This window comes from Fluoribacter gormanii (assembly GCF_900156395.1).
GTDB classification, from domain to species: domain Bacteria; phylum Pseudomonadota; class Gammaproteobacteria; order Legionellales; family Legionellaceae; genus Legionella; species Legionella gormanii.
The window spans coordinates 76,505-102,689 of sequence record NZ_FTNL01000002.1 but is presented as its reverse complement, the minus strand read 5'-3'; the positions used below and the strand labels follow the sequence as shown (position 1 = coordinate 102,689).

Sequence of the window (26,185 nt, the reverse complement as noted above, 5' to 3'; positions counted from 1 at the left end):
AATGAAGTTTGGATGCCATGCTGGAAGATATCCCTGAAGAAGTTCAAGAAATAATATATTCCTTCCTTAAAGAAAGAGAGCTTTTTCTGACAAGTGAAATATCTCGGCGCTCTTTAAGAATTTCAAGACAACAACTTTTGGAAAAATCCTATTCTTTTATTCAAAATTTAATGAAAACTCCTTTAGAAAATTCTTCTTTATCGAGTTTATTAATCAATATGCATAGCGCTTATAATGAAGCGTGCAAACTTGAAAAAATGTTCATTACATTCAAAATTGAATTTAAAAAATTATCTTCTGATCATTTATTAAATATAAGAAAAAATATTATTAACATTTCACTGGATCATATCCAGGAAAAAATGCGAACCAAGTCTGTAGAATATGATGAAGAAACTCAAAAGATTATGTCCCAATTCGATTCATCAATAAAGACAGAGGGTATTAGTAATGAATCGCGATCTGCCTTATATGAAATCGTTTACTCTAAGATGGAAGAACAAACGAAAAAATATAACGCTTTTTTAAATAAGGAATTGGTGTTTTGGCAGACTCGCCTTGAAGAACTCGATTCGAAACATAATGTAATGAATCTCCAACATAATAAAATCTAAGGGGTCTCTATCAATAAAGTGTTTTATCAATAGTTGCCCAAAAGGGCAGCATAAATCATGAAATAAAGGATGTGAATCATCAACGAGAAAACAGAGATCATGAGTTACTACCAGTAACCAAAACCTACCATTGGCATAAAATCAAAACCAGAAATCCGAATTTTGACCCATTTTCACATCTTCTTAGAGAATACAGCATTCTCTCCTGTTGTGAGCTTTCTTATCTTCCACAGCTATAGTATTGGATTTATCAACTGTTTCGAGGCAATCCCTAAAGGAATCGAGATGAGAAAGGTTTTGGTAGGCTAGGTGCTGAACATCTTTTATTAGCAGAATTAGTTTCTCAGTAAGCAATAATTTTGCTGATTCAAGATCGTCAATCTTTTCATCATATAAATCCATGAAGCCTTTTTTTATACGTTCATTCTGGACATTAATTGATTTTGGAGATTTCTCTAGAAGATAGTTTTTAACTAATCTATTGATGCTTGTTGCAAATTTATGATTCTCATTGATTTGGCATAACTTATAGGCGTCTGATAGAAAATTATAAAGCTCATCAACATAGCAAGTACCAAAAATAGCTTTTAGCTTTTTTGTATCATCTTGTTTAATAGCTATTTCCAAATGGTGGCATATACAGCTGGACGATTTAGTGCACATCAGGATCCTTATCGAGGTCATTTTAACCAAATATATTAAAAATAGTCATGCTGTGCAAATAGTATTATTAACGGCATCATCAACTTTACACGTCAAGGCGGTTATTTCGGTATCCTAATTAATCCTGGTAAAAAAACAGCCTGGGGCTTTAATTACCACCGTGCATTGACTTATAATTTGCTGGGTAGATGTGTAATCGAACCAATTTGACTATCTTTAATGTACATTCCGATAAACGAAGCCTGGATTCTAATTCATTGCCTCCAGGCTATAAGATTAGTGCAACAAATTTATTTACTAAATTCTTCGAACGCTTCTAAAGCTTCAGCGGCATACATCAGAGAGGGGCCACCGCCCATATACACAGCCATACCTAAAGTTTCTAAAAGTTCTTCGCGCGTCGCTTGTAATTTAATTAATGTTTGCGAATGAAAGCCGATACAGCCAGGACATTGTTTGGCAACAGCCAAAGCCATAGCAATTAACTCTTTAGTTTTTTTATCTAAGGCACCATCTTTAGTTGCTGCTTGGGCTAAAGCCGAAAATCCAGACATTACTTCCGGCATTTCCTTACGCATTTTAGCTAATTGAGTACTAATATCTTTGGTAACTTGAGAAAATTTATCTGACATTTAAAAGCTCCTTTTTTGTAATCACTCATTCTTGTTTAACATCTTCTTTGTTATTCATGAGAAAATAAGTTAATGTTTTAGTTTGAGTGATTATTTTTAATAATATACCTTGAAGGCACTCTAATTTACCGCATTACTTTATTCAGAAAAAGATTTTTGATTAAGAAACAGCTCGATTTAAGGTTTCCTTAGCTAAAGTTAAACGACGCTCAACTTCCCCTAACTCCGCTTTTAAATGCAAAATTGCACTGGAATTGTGGCTATGCCTGTGGTGCTCCAAAGCCTTGGTCATTGCCTGTTGTTGTGCCACAAGTTTATTAATTTCCATTTCAAGATCGTTTATCCATTGCTGCCTGGTGCTCAACATCTTTATGCCGAAGGAAACTTTTTCTTCTGACTTTTTTTTGCCCTGATGCATTTGACATAATACAACCAGAATATTAATTTTTTGTCTGATTCGTTCTGCCAGATATAAAGCACTTCGCTTGTTTTGTTGTTTAGATAATGCATGTATGTCCGCTTTAATTTCTGCGATACATGCAGCTCCATTAGCTTCTGTGTCTAAACGGAATACTCCTTTGGGCAAGCGTTTAATTGAAAAAAATGAGCCGAGCTCGCTAATTTTCCATTCCAATTCAGGTAATCTTGCCATTAACTGGCTCAACAATTCATTAGATTCTGTTGGTATATCCATTGTGCTTTTGTCCTTATAAATCCTTTTTACAACGGAGGATCAGGAACGTCTGCAAAAATCCTAATCTGGAACAGCAGCATCCAATATCGCTGCTTTTTCTCGTGACCAAGAACTTACAAATGGTGGTAAACACATGAGAATTAAGCCACCAATCAATGTCAATTCATAGCGGGCCATACCGCCAACATTAATCCCTTCTGGTGGGATAAAACTCACTGCCAAAGTAGCACATACACCAACAATACCTACACCTGCAACAAATAGCATACCGATTAGTCCGCCTGGGATTGCAAAAGGTCGATGATGGTGTGGCTCAGCAATTCGCAATTTAATTGCTGCTGCAAACATAATAAAATACATCAGCATATACAATTGAGCCGCTAAAGCGGTTAGCAACCAATAAGATCCATTCACGCTGGGCATAAATAAGAATAAACCCGACAAGACAGTGACAATACTTGCCTGAGTGAACAGCATAACAACCGGCGCACCTTTTGCATTCGTACGTTGGAAATAATCAGGTAAATTACCATCTTCTGCAGCAACCAATAATCCTTTTGTCGGTGCAATTATCCAGTTACTCACGCCACCAAGCCCACCTAAAACCAACATCACAGCAACTACAGGCATCATCCAATACATGTGATAACTGGAAAAAAATGCTTCAAATGCTTGCATAATTCCTGCTACTAAATTGATGTCCTTTCCAGGCAAAACAATTGCAATAGCCAAAGAGCCCAGAATTAATGTGCTTAAAATAATTCCTACTGAATAAATTAATACTTTGGGAAAAGCATGCTGTGGATTGTTCACATCATTCGCGTGAACAGTCGCAATTTCGATACCACAAAATGACATGATGATCGCAGTTAAGGAGACCCACATGGACTTGTCATCTAAATGAGGTACGATACTTGGAATATCAAATTGAATTTGCAAGGGATTACCTTGTGTAACCCAAAAAGCTCCAAGGCCGATAATCAGCGACATAGGCAATAACAAACCTGCAAGAGAGCATAAATTACTGAATGCGGCTGAAGACTTCATTCCCCGCAAATTCAATATCGTAGCCCCCCAAAATGCACTAACAATTACCGCCCAAAGAAAATAAGGATTACTCGTCAATGCAGGATTAATTAAATAACCAATAGTACCTGCCACAAAAGATAGAATCGTTGGATACCAAATTACATTTTCAATCCATTGCAGCCAAATGGCTAAAAAACCGATTTTTTTACCAAAAGCCTGTTTCACCCAAATGTAAATCCCACCTTGCTTAGCCCATCCTGAAGCCAGCTCTGCTGAAACCAAGGCAGTTGGGATTAGAAAAAATAAAGCACCTAAAACAAAATAAAAAATTAATTGACTACCAAATAAGGCTGTAGCAGGTAAATTACGTATACTGTCTACAGAACCAACTGTTATCATAGTCAGACTGAAAATTGTCAGTGAATGTTTTTTATCGATCATCGCATTCCTTCAGTGCAGTTTTGGGCGTGCAGAAGCCTAATTATATAAAAGTTAGCTTAAGGAACCCTTAATAATCGGGCAATAATTAAACAAAATGTTCCTTGATTTTATTTACGAGCCCATAGAATTTTAGCTTGCACTGTAAAATAACATGATTTAATAAGAAAATCTCTGCATTTTTTCCTGTCTTAATGCACAAAATCATTAGCCCAAGCCAGAGAAGTGAACATCACTCAAACTTCCTGCTGCTAATCAAAATAAAAAAATGTTATGAACAATGCACCTACTCATAACAAAACAAGCTGATGGACTGAAAAAATCATGTAAAAAGCGTAATCAGCAGCGATCAGTTTTTTAGAGTTCGTTATAATAATACCTATGGAATTAATTCTTAGGATTTTAAGTAAGAAACAATAATCCCTAACTTGCCTCAAATTAGATCATGGGCTGGACAGTTTCATATCATAGCTTCTCTGTGCTATAGTTCCTATTTTTTTCGGGTAATAGATCATGTTTGAAACCTTAACCGAACGGTTGACCCGCTCCTTCAAAAGTCTACGAGGGCAGAGTCGATTAACTGAAGACAATGTACAACACGCTCTGCGTGAGGTCAGGATGTCACTGCTTGAAGCAGATGTTGCCTTACCTGTTATTAAAGAATTTATCGAAGAAGTAAAACAAAAAGCTTTAGGACAGACCGTTTTAACTGAGTTAAATCCCGATCAAGCTTTTGTTAAAATCGTTCATGATGAATTAATTCATATCATGGGTGATGAACGTGCTGAGCTTAACTTTAAAACCCAACCACCTGCAGTATTTTTAATGGCTGGATTGCAAGGTTCAGGAAAAACAACCAGTACTGCAAAACTAGCACGCTATCTAAAAGAATCTGAAAACAAAAAAGTAATGGTGGCCAGTGTCGACGTTTATCGACCTGCTGCGATACAACAGCTTAAAGTATTAGCAGAACAAATAGATGTCACCTTCTTCCCCGCAGAAGCAAACGAGCAACCTCTTGCTATTGCTAAAAAAGCGCTTGATGCTGCGAAAAAACAATATATGGATGTATTGCTGCTAGACACTGCAGGTCGTTTACACATCGATGCCGATATGATGGCGGAAATTAAAGCCTTACATCACGAAATAAACCCAATTGAAACACTCTTTGTTGTAGACAGCATGACCGGACAAGATGCTGCCAATACAGCCAAAGCCTTTCATGAAGCCTTACCATTAACCGGAGTCATTCTCACCAAAACAGATGGCGATGCTCGTGGCGGTGCGGCTCTTTCTGTAAAACAAATCACGGGACAACCTATCAAATTTATTGGTAGCGGTGAAAAAGTAGAAGCTTTGGAACCATTCCATCCCGAACGAATTGCCTCAAGAATTCTTGGTATGGGTGATATTCTTACCCTTATTGAAGAAGTCGAACGGAAAGCAGACAAACAAGCAAGTGAAAAACTAGCTAAGAAGTTGAAAAAAGGAAAAAGTTTTGATCTGGAAGACTTTAAACAACAACTACTACAAATGAATAATATGGGCGGTATTGCTGGCATGATGAGCAAACTACCCGGCGTCAGTCAAATGATGCCTCAACAGGCAATGAAGCAAGTCAGTGATAAAGCAATGGCACAAACTATTGCAATTATCAATTCCATGACCCCCAAAGAACGTCGTATCCCCAAGCTTATTGTGGGTTCACGCAAAAAACGCATTGCGTTGGGTTCAGGAACACAAATTCAAGATGTGAACAAATTATTAAAACAGTTTGAACAAATGCAAAAAATGATGAAAAAATTTACAAAACCTGGTGGAATGCAAAAAATGATGCGTGGAATCGGTGGTATGGCAGGGTTAAAAGGCATATTACCCGATGATTTTAAATAATTCGCAAGAATTACTTCACATGCCGAATTAATTTTCGTACAATACACGGCATTTTTACGTAACCACTCTAAAGTAGAGGAAAACAATGGTCGTTATACGTTTATCAAGAGGTGGCGCCAAAAAGCGTCCGTTTTATCATATGGTCGTTACTGACAGCCGCAAACGTCGCGATGGCAGTTATATTGAGCGTATTGGTTATTTTAACCCTGTAGCTCGTGGACAAGAAGTGCGTCTGCATATCGATGCAGAAAAATTGAGCCACTGGCAAAAAGTAGGGGCGCAATTATCTGATCGCGTCAGCGCTTTAGTTAAAGAATTTAATAAAAAAGGCGAAGCTGCTTAATAACGTGAATAATCAGGAAAACTGGATAATTATTGCCCGTTTTGGGCGGCCACATGGTGTTAAAGGTTTTGTTACGGTTCACTCCTTTACAGAACCTCGTGATAATGTTCTAAAGTACGAAAATTGGCATGCCTTTATTAACAATAAATGGCAACCAATTAAATTGTTGCGTGCTGAAGTACAAAATAAATCCATCATAGCCCAAATTGAAGGTTATCCTGAGCGTGAGCTTGTAGCCCAACTCACTAATATAGAAATTGCAGTTCGACAGGAACAACTGGAAAAACTGGAACCAGGTGAATATTACTGGCATCAACTTATAGGCATGAATGTGATCAACCAACAAGGTAAATCTTTTGGGAAAGTCATTGAAATAATCCCTACAGGTGCAAATGATGTGCTGGTTGTAGAAGGTAATAAAAGACACTTAATACCTTATTTACCTGGAAAATTTATATTAGATGTTGATGCCAACCAGCAGTTAATTACTGTTGATTGGGATATGGATTTTTAAGTGGTGCTTCATCTTGGAGTCATCAGCTTAATACCCGAAATACTTAATGCCTTGAGTTATGGCATTACGGGCAGAGCCATTGAGCAAGGATTAGTTAAAATCGATTACTGGAATCCAAGAGATTGGTCTTCCAGGCCCTATAGGCAAGTTGATGATAAGCCTTATGGGGGTGGCCCGGGAATGGTTATGATGTATGAGCCCTTAAAAGGGGCGATTATGCAGGCACGCAGTCAAATGCCAACTCATTGTAAAACGATTTACCTCAGTCCTCAGGGCAAGGTAATTCGACAAAATGACTTGAATCAAGTGGCAAATGACAAACAACCCCTGCTCTTTATTGCCGGGCGATATGAAGGAATTGATGAGCGTATTCTTCAAAATTATGTAGATGAAGAATGGTCTCTTGGAGATTTTGTTTTAAGTGGTGGTGAGCTGGCCGCTACGGTATTTATTGATGCGATCATTCGCTTAATACCGGGAAGCCTGGGGCATCTTGGTTCAGCAGAACAAGATTCATTTATGAATGGTTTACTGGATTGCCCTCATTATACTCGACCAGCAACCGTTGACGGATTGGAGGTACCACCTGTTTTATTAGGTGGTAATCATAGAGATATAGAACTGTGGCGGCGAAAGCAATCTCTGGGTAAAACCTGGCTTAAACGACCAGATTTACTTGAAAAAATACAGTTATGTGAAACAGACCAGCAATTGCTTGCTGAGTTTAAGTATGAACACGGTGATTCCTAAAGGATGAACCAATTTGAGGAGTAGTCCATGACTAATATTATTGACCAACTGAATGCTGAGCAAATGCAAGGCAAGGAAATCCCAGCTTTTAATCCTGGCGATACTGTTTTGGTTCAAGTGAAAGTAATTGAAGGTAACCGTGAACGTTTACAAGCTTTTGAAGGTATTGTCATAGCAAAACGTAATCGTGGTTTAAACTCTGCATTCACTGTTCGTAAGATTTCACACGGTGTTGGTGTTGAGCGTGTATTCCAAACTTACAGTCCAATTGTTGACAGCATTACTGTAAAAAGACGAGGTGATGTACGTCGTGCCAAACTTTATTACCTACGTAATTTAGCTGGCCGTGCAGCTCGCATCAAAGAAAAATTAGCAGGTAAAAAAGCGGATTAATATTTAATTCCTTCTGCTTTAAATTCAATGATCCCCGCACTTGCGGGGATTTTTTTAAAACTACTTTAGTAATAACCTTATCCTTGTCTTTCTATCAATTTTAATCTAGAGTTTTTCGAAATACCAAAGTACCTAAGATAACAATAATTATCGTAAATAAAATAATTGGCCACACATCGGGCCATAGAATATTAAAATCAGCACCTTTCAACATTATATTACGTGTAATCCTAATAAAATGTGTCAGGGGTAAGATTTGACCGATGTATTGAGCCCAAACAGGCATTCCACTAAAAGGAAATAAAAACCCGGAGCTCATTACGGCCACTAGGATACAAGCACTGATTATCGCAACAGCTTGAAATTGTGTTTTGGCAAATGCTGAAACAGCAAGACCCAAGGATAAATTGCTAATAGAGTAAAATGCCATAATGAATAGATAAAGGAATAAGCTTCCATAAAAAGGAACAGAAAAAACAAAACAAGAAATCATGAGCAAGATAAATGAAATAAAATAACCGACTATAAAATGAGGGAGCACTTTGCCAACAATAATATTTGCAGGACTAAGAGGAGTAATTAATAACGTTTCGAAAGTTCCTACTTCATATTCTGAAGTAATTGACATTGCCGTAAGAAGCGTGAGTGTGGTAAAAATTAATACGGAAATTAGACCTGGTACAATATTATATTGTGAAATACCTTCGGGATTAAATTTAGGATGGATATCAAAAACAAAAGGTGTTTGATGATAAGAAAGATAATCTAAAGAGCCCTGCAACTCGCGTTCAAAGACCTTCGAGGGCAATTCCGCTGCAGCACGGAATGCATTTGATATTGATATTGGGTCTGATGCATCTGCTTCAATTAGTACATGCGGTTTTTTCCCTCGTATCAAATCCCTTGAAAAATTAGGCGGTATGTTAATCACAAAAAGCCCTTTTCCACTAAGCAATAACTTCTCTGCTGCTTGTTCTGATTGTGCAACAGAATCTAGCGAAAAATAGTCTGTATGTTTAAACCCTTCGAGCAAGGATCGCGTAAATGAACTTTCTTCAGGCGAAATCACTGTAGTAGGTAAATATTTAGGATTTGTATTAATCATGAATCCAAATAAAAGTATTTGCATTACAGGAATTAAGAATAAGAATAAAAAAGTTGAAATATTTCGTTTGATCTGAATAAACTCTTTTTTAGTAACTGATAAAACCCGCCAAAGCTCCATTTTTATCATTTTATAATCTCTGTGCACCAAATGTCGCAAGCCAAACGAATACGTCTTCTAAAGTTGAATCGATTATTTTTCCCTGAAAAAATTCATTATTGATATAGGGGTGTATCGCCTTGGATAATTCTTCGTGATTTTTACCACTTACATGCAAGGTGTTATGAAATCGTAACACTTGATCTACCCCGTCTGTAGCTTCTAATTGATGTGCCAACATTGCTAAATTGACTCCTTTTATAGCCCAGGTAGACAAATTCACAGTTCTTAAGATTTCTTCAATAGTTCCAGACATCAGAGTACGCCCATAATACATGTATGCAATTTTGTCACATTTATCTACTTCATCTAAATTGTGTGAACTCAATAAAATAGTAATCCCTTCTCTTGATAATTGGTGCATCAGCTCCCAGAATTCACGTCTGGCTTTCGGATCAATATTCGCGGTAGGTTCATCTAATAATAACAATAACGGATCATGCAACAAAGAAACTGCAAGGGAGAGGCGCTGTTTCCATCCACCAGATAATGTACCTGCAATTTGATGCTTATGTTTATATAAATCAAATTTATGCAAATATTTTTCAATCTGATTCTTTCTATCGACGACTCCATATATTTCTGAAAAAAAAAGCATATTTTCGTAAACGGTGAGATCTTTATATAAGCCAAAATTTTGTGACATGTAGCCAACAAGCGTTTTGATCTGTCGCGATTGAGTCAAAATATCAAAGCCAACACATTGCCCGATGCCAGAATCCGGAGTAATAAGACCACATAACATTCTTATCGAAGTAGTTTTCCCTGCCCCATTAGGCCCAATAAAACCAAAGATATCACCATATTCCACTTTAAGTTCAAGATCATTAACTGCATAATTTTTATTGAATCTTTTAGTAAGATGGCTTACGTCAATGATATAATTACTTTTATCCATAAAAATCCTATTCCTAGCACAAAACTTGAAAACCAATCCTATTTGTTTCTTATAAATCTCGAAATAACTTTTTGAAATAGTGATGACGAGTGTTCAACGTTTATCAATTTTTTAACGATCTCGGCTTCCATAATTAACACCTCGCTATCAGATTTTGCATAAGCACTTTCTTTTCTTTTCATCTTGGTTAAAAATTCTTCTTCACCAAACATTTGATTTATTTTAACTACAGTAGAACTACTTTTTTTTAAGTTTAAAAGGACGACTTCGCCATTGAGAAGATAATAACAGGTATCTGCAAGATCTCCTTCCTTATACAAACAAGTTCCTTCAGATACCTTAATGTTCCGCGCAGTTTTTACTATGGTCTGGATTTTTTCATGGGACAGATTTTGAAATGTATGATGAGAACGAATAAATTGAATCAAGAGGAACTCTTCGCTCAATTTTTTTAAATTGGGATATCTTATTTGAGGTTGCTTTAGAAATTGCAGAAAATCATAAAGACTAATTTTTAGTAAATGCATCGTAGTCAGTGCCTTTACTGAAGCAGTACGCAGACCCGTACGTGAAGCAAAACCCTCTGATGAGAGACCAATAAAATCCCCCTCTTTTAATTCGGCAATACGCATTTCGCGATGGTTTCCTAAAGTATGTACTGACCTTATCACTTCGGCTCCTCCAGAAATAATAAGATAAATACAATCAATGGGATCCCCATCAACAACAATAATCTGTTCTGGTTCTACAAATTCAGACTTGAAATGCCGTATCAGCTGATGGGCACTTTGAGAATCAAGCAGGCAAAAAAGCGGATGATGTAAAATAAGCTCCGCATAATTTTCTGATTTTTCTTTCATATCCCTGCCTTTAAAATTCGGATGCTTTTAGCATAGTTCTTCATTAGTCTAATGTTCTTCTAAAAAGAAAAATTGCTAAAAAGATAATAAATACGGTAAAGATAATTATTGGCCAGGTATCGGGCCATAGAATATCTAAACCAGCTCCTTTTAGCATACTATTTCGGGTTATTCTTAAAAAATGAGTCAGTGGCATAACTTGACTCAAGTACTGTGCCCAATGAGGTATTCCATTAAATGGGAATAAAAATCCCGAGATTAATGTAGCTACCAGTATATAAGCATTTGATAGGCTCACTGCTGTAAATTGTGATTTAGTAAGAGCAGAGATAGCAAGTCCAGTACCTAAATTGGATATTGAATAAGGTGCCAATAACAATAAATAGAGAGGTAGACTGCCATAAAAAGGAATCGAAAATATAAAATAAGCAATTGCGAGTAATACAAAAAAAAGCAAATAGGCCAAAATAAAATGAGGTATTACTTTGCCAAATATGATATTCGCTGGTGTTAAAGGAGTAATTAGAAGTGTTTCAAAAGTCCCTCGTTCAAACTCTGAGTTAATGGATACTGCAGTAAGAACTGTAAATGTTGCGAATATTAAATAGGCAATTAATCCAGGTATAGTATTGTATTGTGGGATATTTTCAGGATTGTATTTAGCCTGAATCTCAAACTCAAAGGGTATCTCCTCCTTAGGTGCGAGGTATTCAAGAGCTCCATGTAAATCATGCTCAAATACCCTTGATGGAAGTTCTGTTGCGGCACGAAATGCATTTGCAACAGTGAGAGGATCTGAAGCATCCGCTTCAATTAATACATGTGGATATTTTTCTCTTAGTAGATCTCGAGAAAAATTAGGTGGAATGTTGATAATAAATAATGACTTACCGCTAAGTAATAGCCGCTCCGCACTTTTTTCATCTTTAGCAACTGCGTCAATTGAAAAATAATGCGTGTTTTTCAATCCTTGTAATAAACTTCGTGTAAAAGGGGTATCTTCTGAAGAAATAATTGTTGTCGGTAAATGCTTGGGATCTGTGTTGATAATGAAGCCAAATAAAAGAATTTGCATTGCAGGAGCAAACAATAGCCATAAAAAAACTACTTTATCCCTTCGAATTTGGATAAACTCCTTTTTTGCAATAGACCAAACGCGAAGAAACTTATCTCCTAACATTTATATCCCTTAACGTTGAACAGAAAAACCACCCAAATTAAGTCCAACAAGAAGAACTACTCCCTGAGAAGTAATATTGAAATTCTGTTTCAATAAGATAAAGCACCATTGTCCTTCAAGTAACAAAATTGATTTTACTGCATTTAGTGTAGGAAGAATTCAGTATGAATATCCTATCTTAATAGTAGCCGTACTGACAATCATTGTTTCTCATAAACCTATATTACCTTTGAGCTCAGATACTTTATCGTTTTGATTATTGTCAATCATTGTAATTTGATGTTAATTTTCTAATCTTATCAATTAGGATGTTTTTATTTAACAATGAGAGAATATGCAAGAATTCTTCGCGAAATGTTTAATTGTTCCAATCTTATGTGTACTGATTAGTGCTTGCAAAGAGGAAGAAAACTCATTGCAAGGATATGTTGATGCGGATTACACCTATGTATCAAGTAGCTTTTCAGGGAATCTCATTAGCTTAGATATCGCAAAAGGAAATCCAGTTCATAAAGGAGATCTTTTATTTACCCTAGATGTACAGCCACAAAAATCCCAACTTAAAAAAGCTAAAGCAAATCTTACACGAACTATAGCTATAGCAAAATTAAAACAATCTGCCCTTGAATACCAAAGTAATTTATTGAAAAGATATCAAAAATTGATAACTTCAGGGGGAGTAAGTCGCGAGGAATTCGAAGGGGTAAAACATAATTACCAAAATGCCAAGGCAGCATTAATAGCTCAAGAAGCGGTAGTTGAATCTTCTACAGCAGAATTCGCAGAAGCACAATGGGGTGAGTCGAATAAAAAGATGTACTCTTCGATTTCAGGATATATATATGATACTTATTTCACAGTTGGTGAATTAGTGATTAAGGAACGCCCTGTTTTATCAATTGTTGCTCCCGAGAATCTTAAAGTTATTTTTTATGTTCCTGAACCGTTATTAGCAAAATTAAAATTAAAAAATCAAGTAATGATCAGTTGTGACGGATGCAACAAAGCTTACCCAGCAACTATAAGTTATATTTCTTCTAAAACAGAATATACGCCCCCTTATATATTTAGTGAAACCTCAAGAACAAAATTTGTTTATCGAATTGAGGCCAAGCCAGTCAAAACAGCATTTAATTACCTACATCCAGGCCAACCTGTGAGTATTAATTTGAATTTATGATTCAGAAGAATAATCAAACTGAATCAAGCACACTGCCTCACTTGTATGGTGTAAATAGAATTTATTTTTATATAAGAAGATCAAATGCAAAAATTTTTTTTGTTTTTATGTGTGGTACTAATTGCAGGCTGTAAGGTCGGGCCTAATTTCCATGCACCTGAAGCACCAAAGACCACTCGTTACAATAAGGGCCCTTTAATTACAAAAACTGTGAGTGCTTCCAATTCCGCAGGAAAATCACAGCATTTACACTATAATCGAGATATTTCCAATTCCTGGTGGACTCTTTTTCACTCTAAGGAATTAAACTATCTCATCGATCAAGGATTAAAAAATAATCCAACAGTAGCGATGAGCAAAGCAAGTTTACGTAAGGCGCATGCTAATTTACGTTTCGTTGCTGGCCCAAAGTTGCTCCCAACCGTCAATACTCAATTTTTTGGAAGTCGTGAACGAAATACGTTGCTTGCTACTGGAATAAATATTAACCCATTACCAGGGCAAAAACTCCCGTTTTCTATCAAGAATCAATTTGATCTTTATAATGCATCGGTGAGTGTATCTTATAGCCTGGATTTATTCGGAGGCAATCTTCGGCAAGTAGAGGCTTTACGTGCTGCGATTGATTATGAGTTTTTTGAATTGGAAGCTGCTTACTTAACTTTGACGGCAAATATAGTGACTACAAGTATCACTATAGCATCATTACATGATCAGTTAAAGACGACACAAGCGCTCATTAATTGCCAAAGAGAGTTGTTACGAATAACAACAAACAATTACAATTTAGGACATATATCTCGTTTTGATGTGCTGAATAGTGAAAATCATCTGAAAAAAACCCTAGCGACTTTACCCTCAATTAAAGAAAGTTTAGCAAGAAAATATAATGCTCTTGCTGTACTTGTTGGATCGTTACCTAGCGAGAACTATTTCGTTAATTTCAGTCTAAACAGTCTTCATTTACCTACGGAATTACCAGTCAGCTTACCCTCTCAACTGGTAAAGCAACGCCCTGATATACGCAGTGCCGAATCGCTATTGCATAAAGCCAGTGCAGAGATAGGTGTTGCGACAGCTGATCTATTCCCTAAATTTAACATCTTGGCTAATTATGGGTGGTTCTCAACAACATTAAGCACTTTAGTTAATCCTATGAATAATGTATGGAATTACGGAGGACAAATCGCACAAACGTTACTTAAAGGAGGTGCATTACGTGCTAAACGAAAAATGGCAATCGCAGAATTCGAGTACGCATGTGCCAGATATAAAAAAATTATGCTTGAAGCTTTTCTAGACGTAGCAGATGTACTGCATGCTCTTGAGTTTGATGCCGAACTTCTTCAGGCTCAGGTAAATTCCGAGCAAAATACACAAACCCGATTACAGTTAATCACAACTCAATATCAACTTGGTAAAACAAATTATTTGTCTGTCTTAAGCGCGCGAGAAGCTTATCTGCGTGCTCATTTGAATGTAATTCAAGCAAACGCAGCACGTTATAATGATACGGTGGCACTTTTTCAGTCCTTGGGAGGAGGATGGTGGAATACCCCTCAAAACAAGCAAAACTAATTTGTAATCAGGTTATTTTGCTTCATTTCTCATCAAATAAAAAACGCTTGGCCTGATTTTTTATTATTAAACTATAATTGTAAATTATGGTTTTTAAATTAATTGTATCACTAACTCACTAAGGTTTTTCAAATGAAACGCATTGCTTGGATTACCGGTGCTGCCTCTGGTATAGGTGAAGCGGTAGCTAAAGAAATGTATGAACACGGTTATCAACTCATTCTCTCTGACTGTAATCAAACAAAACTACAACAGGTAGCTCATGATACCCAGGGTGAAATTTTTGTGTTTGACGTAAAAGAAAGAGAGCAAAATTTAGAGGTCGGAGCGAAAATAAAAGAGAAATATGGATATGTTGATGTTGTTTTTCTTAATGCGGGTAAATATGAAGCTCTTGACGTAAAAAATTTTGACAGCACTATTGTTGAAGAGACCATGAGAATCAATTTCTTAGGTATGATTTATGGTGTTGAAGCAGCCCTGCCTCTTTTACGAGCAAGTAAAAATCCTCATCTTGTCGGCATGAGTAGCGCCATGTCAAATATTTGTTTGCCAAGAGCTGAGGCTTATGGGGCAAGTAAAGCTGCATGCCGTAATTTCTTGCAAGGACTAAGAATGGAGTTGGCAAGGGAAAAAATTACTGTCTCAACAATCCTACCTACATTTATAAAAACCCCTTTAACAGATGAACTTAAGATTCCCCAATTCTTTCTTTACAGTTCCACGAAAGCTGCTAAAAAAATATTAAATGGAATTGAACAAAAAAAAGCAGAAATCAAAATACCCGCTTCACTCGTCCATATCACAAACTTATTGAGCTATCTTCCAGATAAGTTTATTTTATTCCTTATTAATCGATTTGGCTAATGTGCATTATCCTGCAAAGGATTCAGGTGTTTTTCTGGCCAAATCTCATTTCTACCCAATTAATTCCATTAATTAGAGTCCAATTAGCTTCCACCACTTTAAATGCTCAAAATATAAACTATAATATAAAATATTAACCATTTTGCTGGCCAAAAACAATACCATAACCAAGGCTGAAGAACATAGGTAATCACTGTTGGATATGTAAAATTACTTAATACTCATCTCAATAGTCCCTAGGATTTTTCTGGAAATTTTAGGTATCGTCAATAAGTCGTATAGGTGTTGCTATGAAAAAATCTAACTCCGCTCTAATAGAATCAATTATTCTCTCAGTGATTGTATTAGGATGTACGTGGACGCTGGCAATAAAATATCCTTCATTGGGAACCGGTCTTTTAGGAATAAATTGGTTATATATTTCAATCTTTTTTTTATTCTCCTTACATCTAACTGAGATTATCATGACGATTTACCTGCATCGAGGAGAATCACATAGAGCAGTAAAATTTCATCCTGCTGTGACTCATTTTTTCAGACTTTGGATGTGGTTAACGACTGGCATATCAAGAAGAAGATGGGTAGCAATTCATCATCTTCATCATAAGTATACTGATACTGAAAAGGATCCGCATTCGCCTGTTATTTTTGGACTTCGCAATATGTTCTTTTATGGCATAGAAATCACCCATTTATCAATGAATAATGAAATGGTACGAAATTTCAATGACATTCGTGATAATGATTTTTTAGAGAAACATATATATGAAAAATATTCAGATAAAGGTCCGTTTGTTTTCTTGTTCTTAGAGTTTCTAGCTATAGGAATCTGGGCCGTTCCTGTATGGAGTGCCCAAATGATTATGGAGACATTTATTGCAACATTTTATGTGAATGGCATTGCTCATACTAAAGGCTATACTAATTTTGAAGTTGATAATACCTCCAAAAATGTAACCCGATTAGGTATCTTTGCTTGCGGTGAAGAGTTGCACAATAATCACCATGCCAACCCGGCAAGTGCCCGGTTCTCTTTTAGAAATGATGAGTTCGATCTGGGATGGTTTTATATCAGAAAACTACAATCTCTTAAGCTTGCAACAGTACGAAAAAATAGAATATAAAAAGTTCTAGGGCATATTGGCAATTGGTCTTATCCGTCTGCATGCCTCGGTTCATCCAAGGCCATAGGCAGCAGACCCTATTGCTTGTTTTAATTATAATTTACTGAAGCACATCAGGCTTTTTTACAAGTTGGTTTTCTTGAGGTTGTAACTTACTTTTTGTTAATTCCAATGGAACTTTATTAACATCATAAATAATTCTAATTCTCTCCAAAAAGCATAATAAATAATACGTTATATCTATTTGCCACCAGCGAAATCCTTGGCGTGTTGAACGAGGATAATAGTGATGATTATTATGCCAACCTTCACCCAGGGTAATTAACGCCAAAAGAAAATTATTACGACTTTCATCCTCTGTCTCAAATGTTTTTGTGCCCCATACATGACAAAGTGAATTGATAGTAAAAGTAGCATGAAAGAGAGCAATTGTTGAAATAAACCCCCAAACAACTAGCTGCATACCATCAGTATGTAGCTGAGGATAATAATTTGCCAAAAAGCTACCTATAAAATAAAGTATGAAGAGTAAACAAATAGGTACCACGTTATCATAACGATTCAACCAGCATAATTCCGGATATTTTGCAAAATCCTGTATCGCTTTATAGTCTGTTTTAAAATTGTCCGAATAAAAAATCCATCCAGCATGACTCCATAATAAACCATGTTGCACCGGAGAATGAGGATCTTGTGATTGCTCTGTATAGCGATGATGATGACGATGGTGGCTTGCCCACCAAAGTGGTCCCCGTTGTACAGCTGCATTACCGATTACAGCGAAAATAAATTGCCAAAACCGATTCGTTTTAAAGGTCTTATGTGAGAAATAACGATGGTAAAAGCCAGTTATTGCAAACATTCTCAAAAAATAAAGGAGCATGGCCGTAAAAACAGCTGTAAAGCTCCATCCCACCCAGAACACGGCCAAACAACACAAATGTAGAAGTACAAAAATAAATGCACGGGCCCAATGTATCGTACCTTGCTTGAGATTGTTCTCTTTAAGACTCGCATCAAACCATCCATGTATGGAGAACATTAACGATTTGAATTTCATTTTATTACCTCTGCAAATGAAAATTCGTTATCTACAAGAAATATGAGATAGGTATGAGACGTTGATATTTTCGATGAAGCTTAAGCATGATGGTTCATTTTATGAAATGAACGTGCTCTTACATCAAATCAAAAAATACATCGCTCAGTACTACAGCATAAACTCCCCGTCTAGCCTGCATCAGACATTTGCCATAATGTTTTATAATTGTAGCAAACCCTCATCGTTTAGCACAAAATATCGATCAAAAAGTACAAAAAATTACCGAATCTTAACTAAATTTCCCCATTTCATGTTAATACGTTAATTCTTTGCAAAGGTTGTAGGTTTCTTATAGTAAATCGACAGTTTTTTTGCCATCCATCCATTATCAGGAAAAGTTGTTCCTGGTACTTCCCAAACCCCTGTTGCAAAAGCACCTGCTCCCCACAAAATTGCAAATATGTGTGCATCAACTGCCTTTTTTAATTGCTCGGTATTATTATGAGCCCAATTAAAATTGTTTAATGTCAAACACTGAGTCGCATTTTTGCCAGCACATAAGCTGTACCCTTTAGGTAAATTGGCAATATCCATATTAATCCAAGAGGCGATATTGCTTAAATCACGTTGTAACTTAGAATCACCAAAAAAATATACAGGTGCAGAGCCCTCCTCTTGAGCCTCGACAAGAGGTTCATCCTGTGTAGGGATATGAGCAGCCGGTATCTGCCATAACATAACAGGTATATGGCTTTTTCCAGCTTGCTTTCCCAAACCCTCACTCATTTGTTGCGTCATCGTCAGGAAATTTTGCCAGGCGGCGTCATTATAAAAGGTTGCCTGATTAATGAGTAAATTTGGAAATTTACTGCTGTAATCATCGGCACCATAACGATCAAAATAAATAAAATCAGGTTTATATTTGCTGCTGAATAATTCAAAACTCTTTAAATCAGCCAGAACCTTGTCCACATAGGGCTTCACGGCAGTTGGCCCCCGATGAATCCACCATCCCCCTTCTGGAACTGCAGAAATATTTTCATGAACACCAAGAGCAACATGAGGTCCAAAATATTTAGCCATCCAGTTTTGAGCGTGTAACCATCCATTAAAGTTATCTGAGAACCCAGGGATGTTCTGATCTGGATTGGCCACACCACAAAGGGGTATCACATAATCATTGACACAGGTAGCAAAAGCTTGTCCAGCAGTATAATTATCAGTTTTAGATTTGAGCCAAAGAAGTAAATCAGTAGGGGTACCATTGATTACTACAGGTTTATTGTCCCATCCATAAGTGCAGGTGGGTGTAGTTGCAGGACTAAAATTAACTTTTTTACTCATCATGCAATAAGCGTTAGAAACAGCCTTATTTACCGGGATGTATAACGATTTAACTTCTTCCACCCGATTTGTATTCCCTAAATAACCCAACATATCTGGGTTTAATAATATAGTTCCATAAGTTCCAGTATTGCTATAAGCATTAGCTTCTAATGTTTTAGCCAAAAACATTAGGTTAAAAAAATGTTTTGTTAGATCATCCAAATTAGTGACACTATCCGGATTCCAACCACCACTTAGTTGCCAACCGTATTCAACTAAAACAGGATTAACAGCATGGCCAGTATTCTTTTTAATATTTTTAGCCATGTTAATCATATTCCAAATTTTATAAGGAGTTTCTATTGTTCCAGGATCACCATCGCCGCCCGCACCATTGTATGTAAATACAGCATCAACACGAATATTTGTCGGCTCTTGCGGAGCACCATTCGTTATGGTTCCCATAGCCAGGTAGCTTGGCCAACCAGGAATAATATAATTGTTTGTACTTTGACCAAAAGAAAAGGAAGATAGGCTCATTGCAAAAATAATCAAAAAGCTAAAACTCTTTTTTTTCATTGTATAGTTCCTAAATTATTCATCAGGCTCGGAAAACAATCGGGTTACACTATTGCTGATTTTACTGATTGGATTGATGCTTGAAATGACACAAATTATACCATAACAGACCATGGTGATCACAAACAAACCTAAAAAACAAAAAACACCTAACCTTAATGATCGTTATTGCAGATATGCTATTGAATTGAATAATGAGGTCGCGGCTCGACTTAAAATAACCGCTCTGTGTGTCGCGCCTTAAAAATAAAACCCACAGGAGGCAAAATTACTCACCTATGTCTTCATTCCATAGCGTTCTATCTTGAGCAATGAAGTGTCGCATCATGGTAATACATTCTTTATTTTGTAAAACCTCAAGTTTTATACCACGTGATGTTAATAATGATTCTTCCCCCATAAAGGTTTGATTTTCTCCAATGACAACATGAGGAATTTTATAAAGAAGGATAGCTCCGCTACACATGGGGCAAGGTGAAAGAGTGGTGTATAAAATGGATTGCTCATAAACTTTAGCTTGCTGTCTACCCGCATTCTCTAATGCATCCATCTCAGCATGTAATATGCTGCTTCCTTTTTGAACCCGTTGGTTATGCCCGCGCCCAATGATCTTGCCTTGATAAACAAGTACAGCACCAATGGGTATTCCTCCCTGAGCAAGACTTCGGCGCGCTTCTTCTATAGCGGCTTCAAGATATGGTTGATGAGACTCTGACATGTTAATCCCTGCAATGACAGTAATATTAGGAATATTCTCCAGTATTTAATCATTATAAACAAGAATATAAACATGGAAAAAATAATCTGACCCTACTGTGCCGAAGGTTGGATCAAATGACGTACTTAGTAGCGTTTATCAGACATTCACCATAGCGCAGGAAGAGACAATAAATCCATCACGATCAAATAAATCGAAAATGCAAAATTTGTTGGCCAAAACCGGAAGGACACAATAGGAAATAATGTAACTCAACAGATTGAGCCTCACATAACCCTTCTCAAGACTTGTTTGTGGGCTCAACGAAGCCTACATTCGAGATGGATCTCGAAGAAGTAGGCAGAAAGAAATTCACATTAAGAGATTGTGCATGAGCCGCTACCGCTTGGCAAACAAACTGGTGCGCGGTTGACTACTTTCGTACTTGCAGGAGCTGGTGTTGGCGTTGGTTGAAAGAAGAGTGGCTGATATGCTGCGGCGGTCGCTAAGGGTTGGGATTTTCCTTCCACTTCTTGTTGATCCACATGCTTGCTTGTTGCATTCGAAACAGGAGTGCTGTGTAATGGACTATCCGCTGTTTTTTGGGCAGGTTTAGCTGTTTTATCTTCGGTATTAGTCGATGCAGGCTTCACGGAAGGAAAATTATTTACAAGGCTTCGATTAAAAATAAACGGTTTCTGAAATATTGTCCATTCCTCATGCACAGTAATGTGCTTTAATGCATATAAATGTATTTCATCATTTATTTCTTTATAACGGGCAAAAAACTCAGTCTGGGAATAACACGTATATTCGTGACTTTCCTTACGTGCCTGTGCAAAAACACTATTGAGGTCTTCCTCACTCTTAAAAACCTTATTCTTGTATTTATACTCCCAACCGCCAGGATTGGTATTGGAAGATGTTGTTTCATTTCCAATGGCTTCAGGGAATGATATTTGTTTAACATACTTTGTATTTTGAAAGAACCCTTGCAGCTCTTCTTCAACAAGCGCATGAGACTTAACTACATACCCAAAACTAAATCCAGAAATCCTAGGCAAAGTTAAAATTGTGTATAACTCGGGATTTGAAAATTCTTCTTTTGTTTGGCCTACAGCGCTCTTCCAAACAACATCACTCGAAGCAAGGTTCTGCCAATCTTTACAGACTAACTCTAAATTTGCTAAATCTCTTGGGCCTAAAAATGTCATTATATGATATGCTCTACAATCTCTGCGGGTATCTCGGGTAATTGATCTTCATATTTCTCTTGCATGATGGTCCTCTTTATGGAGTTGATTAATAATTACTACATGATACATGACTAATATTAAGTCAAAGTTAACAGATAATGACCTTACCCTCCCCAAAAGAACCAGTGCAAAATTTGTGAAAACATAACTCAAAAGCAAGATAATCAGTGGTGCTGTGCCACCAAGTAAAGAATGACTTAGGTTAAAAAATAAAGTAAAACCACTTGCTCGCTCTTCTAGTGGTAATAGTTCGAAGCTCGCTTTAAATACAGTTCCAATAGAAATAGAGATAATAATCGCCAAAACACTGCAAGCAAGGACAACCCGCAGTAAAGTACCTGCAGCAATAATTTTCTTATCCAAAAGTTAGTGTTAGTTTTATTTTATTTAATTGCTTCTAAAACTTTTCATCAGCGTAGCTTACGTTTGTTATTTCTTCGACGTTATTTGCTGAATTCCTTTATTATATTCTTCCTCAATTTTCTTTTCTGCTTCTTCATCACTTATATGACTTGAACTTCTGTTATCCTTGATAATCTTTTCGGCAATTTCAGGAGGTAATTCGTGCAATGAAGTTTTCTCCTGCGCCCTAAAAAGCCCCATGATTCTTGCGTTTTTTCCTAATTCCTTTAAGTCCTTTTGTCTTAATAGTTCTTTTAAAGATTCTAATGCTTCTTCCAGGGATTCTTTTCCTAATATTTCAGCATGATTTGGGAATTGTTCTGCAGTCTCTCGGAGTTCATAGAGGCTCGTTATAAGTCGCTTAAATTCTTCAAGGTCATTTAATACCCGACTAATTAACTCTTCAGCATGGTTTGGGAATTGTTGCGCAGTTAGTTGAAGGGAATAGTTATTCTCTATAAGCCGGTTAAATTCTCCAGGATCATTTAACATCCGACTAATTAACGCTTCAGCATGATTTGGGAATTGTTCTGCAGTCTCTCGGAGATCCGAGTTATTCTCTATAAGTCGCTTAAATTCTTCAGTGTCTTCTACCACCCGGCGAATTAACTCATCAGCATGATTTGGGAATTGTTCTGCAACCAGTAGGAGTCCAATGTTATGCTCTATAAGTCGCTTATATTCTTCTGGATCATTTAATACATGGCTAATTAACTCATCAGCATGGCTTGGAAATTGTCTTGCAGTCTCTCGGAGCTGATAGTTATTTTCTATAAGTCGTTTAAATTCTTGAGGATCGTTTAATACATGGCGAATTAACTCATCAGCAAGGTTTGGGAATTGTTGTGCGGCCCATCGTAGGTCACGGTTGTCCGCTATAATTCGCTTAAATTCCTCAGGCTTTGTTAAGGCATTTTGTAAATCTTTCTCTAACATAGTGCTTTTCTTTAAAATAACATGATTATATTATATGCTATTTACCAACAGTTAGCTCATTTATTAATCACAAGTCACTTTGAAGTCCTATCATGCTCACGTCTTAAAATCTCGATAAACCTAATAAAGAGTGTGAAAGTTTTCATAAGCGAATTCTTATATATAACATGAATTTTCAGCAAGCAGGCTGTAAACGCCTGTCTCTTAGGCAAAAGTTGAAAATCTTGGAGGGAATGTCATATTTGAATACAGATTGAATTATGACCCTAAAAAACGTGCGGCATAGGCGCCTATGTGTGCATTTTTCAGAGCCAAATCAGTATGAGGTCAGATACATCTATTGAAAATGGAGGGCTAAACCAGTTTGGTTCATTTTGCTTGACCACATCAACATCTACAGATGCATAAAAGAGCTTGAGTTCTTTTATTTTTCACTCATTTTTTATAAAGCCATACTGGTCTGATGTAACTCATCCTGGGCTTCTGGTTTTTCTGCTACCTTCGCTTTGCGAAGTTCTCCCACAGCAGGATAAGAAAAGAGAATGCCCGTATCATGACCAGGTAATAATACCGTCATAGAACATACCGCATCCTCAACCTTACCAAAATAATTACCCAATGCTTCACTTCCCACAGCTTTATAACGAAGTGCATGCATCGCATCTGAATAGTCCTTACTATCCTTCGGATTTGTTGTGGAGAGATATTCTTTTGTTGGCCAAAACAAAGGATAAAAATCAAAATATCCCTGCGTTAGTATAAGATTGCCTTCATTGCTATCAGGACTTCTGTAATAATCCAAGAGAGGCTGTACCAAAATACGAACATCTTCTGCAAGAAATGGTGAGCGGAAATCGGATATAACGACGGTGACATCGTTTTGGAGCAAATCAGTAATCGGTTCTTTGATTATCGAAGCCACTGAACTATCAAAACTCATCCTTAAATATTTTTTATCGTCAGTATTAACACGAGCTGCCTTCACATGTTGAGTGCGACCTGTTACACGGATTATTAACTCTAATTCCTCTTCATCTGCAACATGATATGAATCAGTACACTTTGATTTCAACAAATTAAAGTCATCTTGATTAGAATTCTGTGGATTAAGTTTACAAATATGAAAATCCTTAGGAGATGCATAATAAAGGTCGTCATTGTACAGGATTACCGCATTTTTATTTTCTAATACTTTGTCCATTTCGTTCTTAAAATTGAATCTTGTTGGATCAACAGACACTTTAAGAAGTCCACAAGGAAAATCACCTGGATAACATATATCAATATTTATAATTAAGTGTTTGCTTTCTGAATCAAAGACGATATTTTGGGCATAGGAATCACTTGGAGTAGGTCCAGATCCAATGGTGATAATAACTTGTTTAACATCGGCTCCAACATTGTTTAAATATCCCAATAGTTGAACTTTATTCTCCATATCTGCTTTATCTTCTCGAGTGAATCTATACATAGCGACACCTGTAAATTAATTAATATTTTTAGAGGATGATTAATGCCCCTGCTGGGTGGGGATTGTACATTGAAAGACCAATGATTTCAACAAAAGCATCAAGTGCACAACAAAAGACCACATCTTATTGAGGCACAAACCGAACTTCATTGAGTACTTTTGTATTTTTTGTGACCTAAGATTTACGGACAGTCAACTCAAGTTTGATAAGAATTATTTATTAGATGAGATTCTACATTTTTAGATTGGAATCAGGCGAATCAATCGAGTTAAAGATTATAGTTTCCCCGGAAATTAATTCACCAATCGACTTCTCACCTAAGACGATATTAAAAAAGCTAATCCCTATCGTGGTTACTTTTCTCCAAGTATGTTCCAGTGTTGAAGGAGGAGAAATTTTATCCAATTGCTCTATTTCTCCTTTACCAGGATGCAATTCACGGAGCGAATTAACGTACGTAGCAATTACCTCAGCTACTTCGGGCGTTAGTTCAGTTTGTTCATATAAATAGCCGAGAAAACGTTTTGCCAAACTTAGTCGGGTAGCATAAAGTTCATCTTCTTTTATTTTGATACGTTCTAAATGTAGAATATAGTCTTCAAGAAGATATCTTGGTTGCGTAATCGCGTGAATTTTTTGAAATGCATCAGTTAATTCCTTTTTATCGATATCTTCCACCCACTGATAAAACCGTGTTTGCATCCCTTCTAATCGTTCCTGATAAGTAAATGGATTCAACTTGACAAGATTTTTTTCAATAAACTGATGTACTGCATCCCGTGCAGTGTCTTGATTTGATAGCTCGGTTACATCCCCTTCAAGTTTCTGAAAAACCATGCAGATGAATAAAGCAATGGTAATTGATTTAAGCGAATAGTCTAATTTTCCTTGTAATGGCTTCGATTCCACATCATATACCGCTTGTAAGACAGCTAACTTCAGGGCGTCTTCTTCTGAATAGCCATTATTTAACCACTCAAAAATTAAAAAATTTACTGTGTCATCAGCATCTAACAATTTATATTTTTGGGTAATAAAATCAGTCCACTCCAAAAAAAGTAGATATTTTCCTTCGCGCAAAGCTTTAATGTATTCAGAGCTGGATGAGAGCATGGCGATCCTTGACTGCTTTTTTTGAATACTATCCTATACTTAAAAAACATAAACATGCAAATGGTGCACACAATGAAAAGGAAATGGTATGTGGCTATTGCTGTATCTCTCTTACCCTTTAGTTTCGCTTTCGCAAATTGCGATTTAACCCAATTTCGCTGGGAATGTGACTTGCCGGTGAAAGTTAAACCCAAACCAGGAGCAACCTCACTCGTATACTGTGGCAATTCCTATGGCTACATCACCAAACAGGAATATGACATTCTCGCCCGTTACCAACGTGCTAATGTTAATATGGTATTAGATATTAATGGTGAATACATAGACAGCCCTTGTATCGGCGCACAGAGATAGTACAATAGCTCTGATTCATTCCTTGTGATACTTGGAATCATCATACCCTGGGTGCAGCGCAGTAAACCCGGGGAGTGCTGAAGCTTAACTTTCC

27 protein-coding genes are annotated in these 26,185 nt (G+C 36.7%); 11 read left to right on the top strand and 16 right to left on the bottom strand.

Annotated features, from left to right (window positions below; translation table 11 throughout):
* Window positions 1-17 precede the first annotated feature (17 nt).
* Window positions 18-614 (top strand): hypothetical protein, encoded by a 597-nt coding sequence (locus BW930_RS01830; protein WP_058466690.1) that lies wholly within the window; start codon window positions 18-20, stop codon window positions 612-614.
* Window positions 615-797: 183 nt separating this feature from the next.
* On the opposite strand, the gene BW930_RS01825 is transcribed toward BW930_RS01830, so the two are convergent.
* The 4 genes from BW930_RS01825 to BW930_RS01810 form a co-directional block, all read right to left on the bottom strand.
* The gene (locus BW930_RS01825) at window positions 798-1,241 is read right to left on the bottom strand and encodes a hypothetical protein (protein WP_238587817.1); all 444 of its coding nucleotides are present in this window, start codon (window positions 1,239-1,241) and stop codon (window positions 798-800) included.
* 326 nt (window positions 1,242-1,567) lie between these two features.
* Window positions 1,568-1,909 carry a carboxymuconolactone decarboxylase family protein gene (locus BW930_RS01820; RefSeq protein WP_058466692.1) on the bottom strand — a complete coding sequence of 114 codons (342 nt, stop codon included), beginning with the start codon at window positions 1,907-1,909 and terminating at the stop codon, window positions 1,568-1,570.
* A gap of 160 nt (window positions 1,910-2,069) precedes the next feature.
* Window positions 2,070-2,603 carry a hypothetical protein gene (locus BW930_RS01815; protein ID WP_058466693.1) on the bottom strand — a complete coding sequence of 178 codons (534 nt, stop codon included), beginning with the start codon at window positions 2,601-2,603 and terminating at the stop codon, window positions 2,070-2,072.
* Window positions 2,604-2,663: 60 nt separating this feature from the next.
* Window positions 2,664-4,073, bottom strand: a complete 1,410-nt coding sequence (locus BW930_RS01810; protein ID WP_058466694.1) for an APC family permease — start codon at window positions 4,071-4,073, stop codon at window positions 2,664-2,666.
* 510 nt (window positions 4,074-4,583) lie between these two features.
* On the opposite strand from BW930_RS01810, the gene ffh reads away from it, so the two are divergent.
* From ffh to rplS, 5 genes are all read left to right on the top strand, one after another.
* Window positions 4,584-5,963: a signal recognition particle protein gene (gene ffh / locus BW930_RS01805; protein ID WP_058466695.1), complete on the top strand. Its 1,380-nt coding sequence runs from the start codon at window positions 4,584-4,586 to the stop codon at window positions 5,961-5,963.
* An 85-nt stretch (window positions 5,964-6,048) separates the two neighbouring features.
* Window positions 6,049-6,306, top strand: a complete 258-nt coding sequence (rpsP, locus tag BW930_RS01800) for a 30S ribosomal protein S16 (RefSeq protein ID WP_058466696.1) — start codon at window positions 6,049-6,051, stop codon at window positions 6,304-6,306.
* A gap of 4 nt (window positions 6,307-6,310) precedes the next feature.
* Window positions 6,311-6,820, top strand: coding sequence for a ribosome maturation factor RimM (gene rimM / locus BW930_RS01795; RefSeq protein WP_058466697.1), 510 nt, complete (start codon window positions 6,311-6,313; stop codon window positions 6,818-6,820).
* Complete coding sequence (gene trmD, locus BW930_RS01790) at window positions 6,821-7,570, top strand: tRNA (guanosine(37)-N1)-methyltransferase TrmD (protein WP_058466698.1); 750 nt, start codon at window positions 6,821-6,823, stop codon at window positions 7,568-7,570.
* 27 nt (window positions 7,571-7,597) lie between these two features.
* The gene (gene rplS, locus BW930_RS01785) at window positions 7,598-7,963 is read left to right on the top strand and encodes a 50S ribosomal protein L19 (protein ID WP_058466699.1); all 366 of its coding nucleotides are present in this window, start codon (window positions 7,598-7,600) and stop codon (window positions 7,961-7,963) included.
* Between the two features lie 100 nt (window positions 7,964-8,063).
* Here rplS and BW930_RS01780 read toward each other — a convergent pair whose 3' ends face one another.
* From BW930_RS01780 to BW930_RS01765, 4 genes are read right to left on the bottom strand one after another with little or no spacing between them, the layout of a single operon-like run.
* A complete protein-coding gene (locus BW930_RS01780; protein ID WP_058466700.1) occupies window positions 8,064-9,197 on the bottom strand; it encodes an ABC transporter permease in 1,134 nt (377 codons plus the stop codon).
* A gap of 1 nt (window position 9,198) precedes the next feature.
* Window positions 9,199-10,125: an ABC transporter ATP-binding protein gene (locus BW930_RS01775; protein ID WP_058466701.1), complete on the bottom strand. Its 927-nt coding sequence runs from the start codon at window positions 10,123-10,125 to the stop codon at window positions 9,199-9,201.
* Between the two features lie 38 nt (window positions 10,126-10,163).
* The gene (locus BW930_RS01770; RefSeq protein WP_058466702.1) at window positions 10,164-10,985 is read right to left on the bottom strand and encodes a cyclic nucleotide-binding domain-containing protein; all 822 of its coding nucleotides are present in this window, start codon (window positions 10,983-10,985) and stop codon (window positions 10,164-10,166) included.
* 43 nt (window positions 10,986-11,028) lie between these two features.
* Entirely contained in the window at window positions 11,029-12,165 is a 1,137-nt protein-coding gene (locus BW930_RS01765) for an ABC transporter permease (RefSeq protein ID WP_058466703.1), read from the bottom strand.
* Between the two features lie 334 nt (window positions 12,166-12,499).
* Here BW930_RS01765 and BW930_RS01760 point away from each other — a divergent pair, with 334 nt between their 5' ends.
* From BW930_RS01760 to BW930_RS01745, 4 genes are all read left to right on the top strand, one after another.
* Entirely contained in the window at window positions 12,500-13,345 is an 846-nt protein-coding gene (locus BW930_RS01760; RefSeq protein WP_058466704.1) for an HlyD family secretion protein, read from the top strand.
* 84 nt (window positions 13,346-13,429) lie between these two features.
* Window positions 13,430-14,923 (top strand): efflux transporter outer membrane subunit, encoded by a 1,494-nt coding sequence (locus BW930_RS01755; protein WP_058466705.1) that lies wholly within the window; start codon window positions 13,430-13,432, stop codon window positions 14,921-14,923.
* A gap of 132 nt (window positions 14,924-15,055) precedes the next feature.
* Window positions 15,056-15,790, top strand: coding sequence for an SDR family NAD(P)-dependent oxidoreductase (locus BW930_RS01750; protein ID WP_058466706.1), 735 nt, complete (start codon window positions 15,056-15,058; stop codon window positions 15,788-15,790).
* 290 nt (window positions 15,791-16,080) lie between these two features.
* A complete protein-coding gene (locus BW930_RS01745) occupies window positions 16,081-16,914 on the top strand; it encodes an acyl-CoA desaturase (RefSeq protein WP_058466707.1) in 834 nt (277 codons plus the stop codon).
* Between the two features lie 100 nt (window positions 16,915-17,014).
* Here BW930_RS01745 and BW930_RS01740 read toward each other — a convergent pair whose 3' ends face one another.
* The 8 genes from BW930_RS01740 to BW930_RS01705 all read right to left on the bottom strand — a co-directional run bounded on the left by BW930_RS01740 (window position 17,015) and on the right by BW930_RS01705 (window position 25,737).
* Window positions 17,015-17,974 (bottom strand): acyl-CoA desaturase, encoded by a 960-nt coding sequence (locus BW930_RS01740; RefSeq protein ID WP_058466708.1) that lies wholly within the window; start codon window positions 17,972-17,974, stop codon window positions 17,015-17,017.
* Between the two features lie 303 nt (window positions 17,975-18,277).
* Entirely contained in the window at window positions 18,278-19,861 is a 1,584-nt protein-coding gene (locus tag BW930_RS17080; RefSeq protein ID WP_058466709.1) for a hypothetical protein, read from the bottom strand.
* Window positions 19,862-20,129: 268 nt separating this feature from the next.
* Window positions 20,130-20,579, bottom strand: a complete 450-nt coding sequence (locus BW930_RS01730) for a nucleoside deaminase (protein ID WP_058466710.1) — start codon at window positions 20,577-20,579, stop codon at window positions 20,130-20,132.
* A 356-nt stretch (window positions 20,580-20,935) separates the two neighbouring features.
* Window positions 20,936-21,772: an F-box protein gene (locus BW930_RS01725; RefSeq protein WP_058466711.1), complete on the bottom strand. Its 837-nt coding sequence runs from the start codon at window positions 21,770-21,772 to the stop codon at window positions 20,936-20,938.
* A gap of 48 nt (window positions 21,773-21,820) precedes the next feature.
* A complete protein-coding gene (locus tag BW930_RS17500) occupies window positions 21,821-22,177 on the bottom strand; it encodes a hypothetical protein (protein ID WP_058466712.1) in 357 nt (118 codons plus the stop codon).
* Window positions 22,178-22,243: 66 nt separating this feature from the next.
* Complete coding sequence (locus tag BW930_RS01715) at window positions 22,244-23,152, bottom strand: hypothetical protein (protein WP_058466713.1); 909 nt, start codon at window positions 23,150-23,152, stop codon at window positions 22,244-22,246.
* A 442-nt stretch (window positions 23,153-23,594) separates the two neighbouring features.
* Window positions 23,595-24,623, bottom strand: coding sequence for a hypothetical protein (locus BW930_RS01710; RefSeq protein ID WP_058466714.1), 1,029 nt, complete (start codon window positions 24,621-24,623; stop codon window positions 23,595-23,597).
* Between the two features lie 232 nt (window positions 24,624-24,855).
* Complete coding sequence (locus tag BW930_RS01705) at window positions 24,856-25,737, bottom strand: helical bundle domain-containing protein (protein WP_058466715.1); 882 nt, start codon at window positions 25,735-25,737, stop codon at window positions 24,856-24,858.
* 72 nt (window positions 25,738-25,809) lie between these two features.
* On the opposite strand from BW930_RS01705, the gene BW930_RS01700 reads away from it, so the two are divergent.
* Window positions 25,810-26,091 carry a hypothetical protein gene (locus tag BW930_RS01700; protein WP_058466716.1) on the top strand — a complete coding sequence of 94 codons (282 nt, stop codon included), beginning with the start codon at window positions 25,810-25,812 and terminating at the stop codon, window positions 26,089-26,091.
* Window positions 26,092-26,185: the final 94 nt, after the last annotated feature.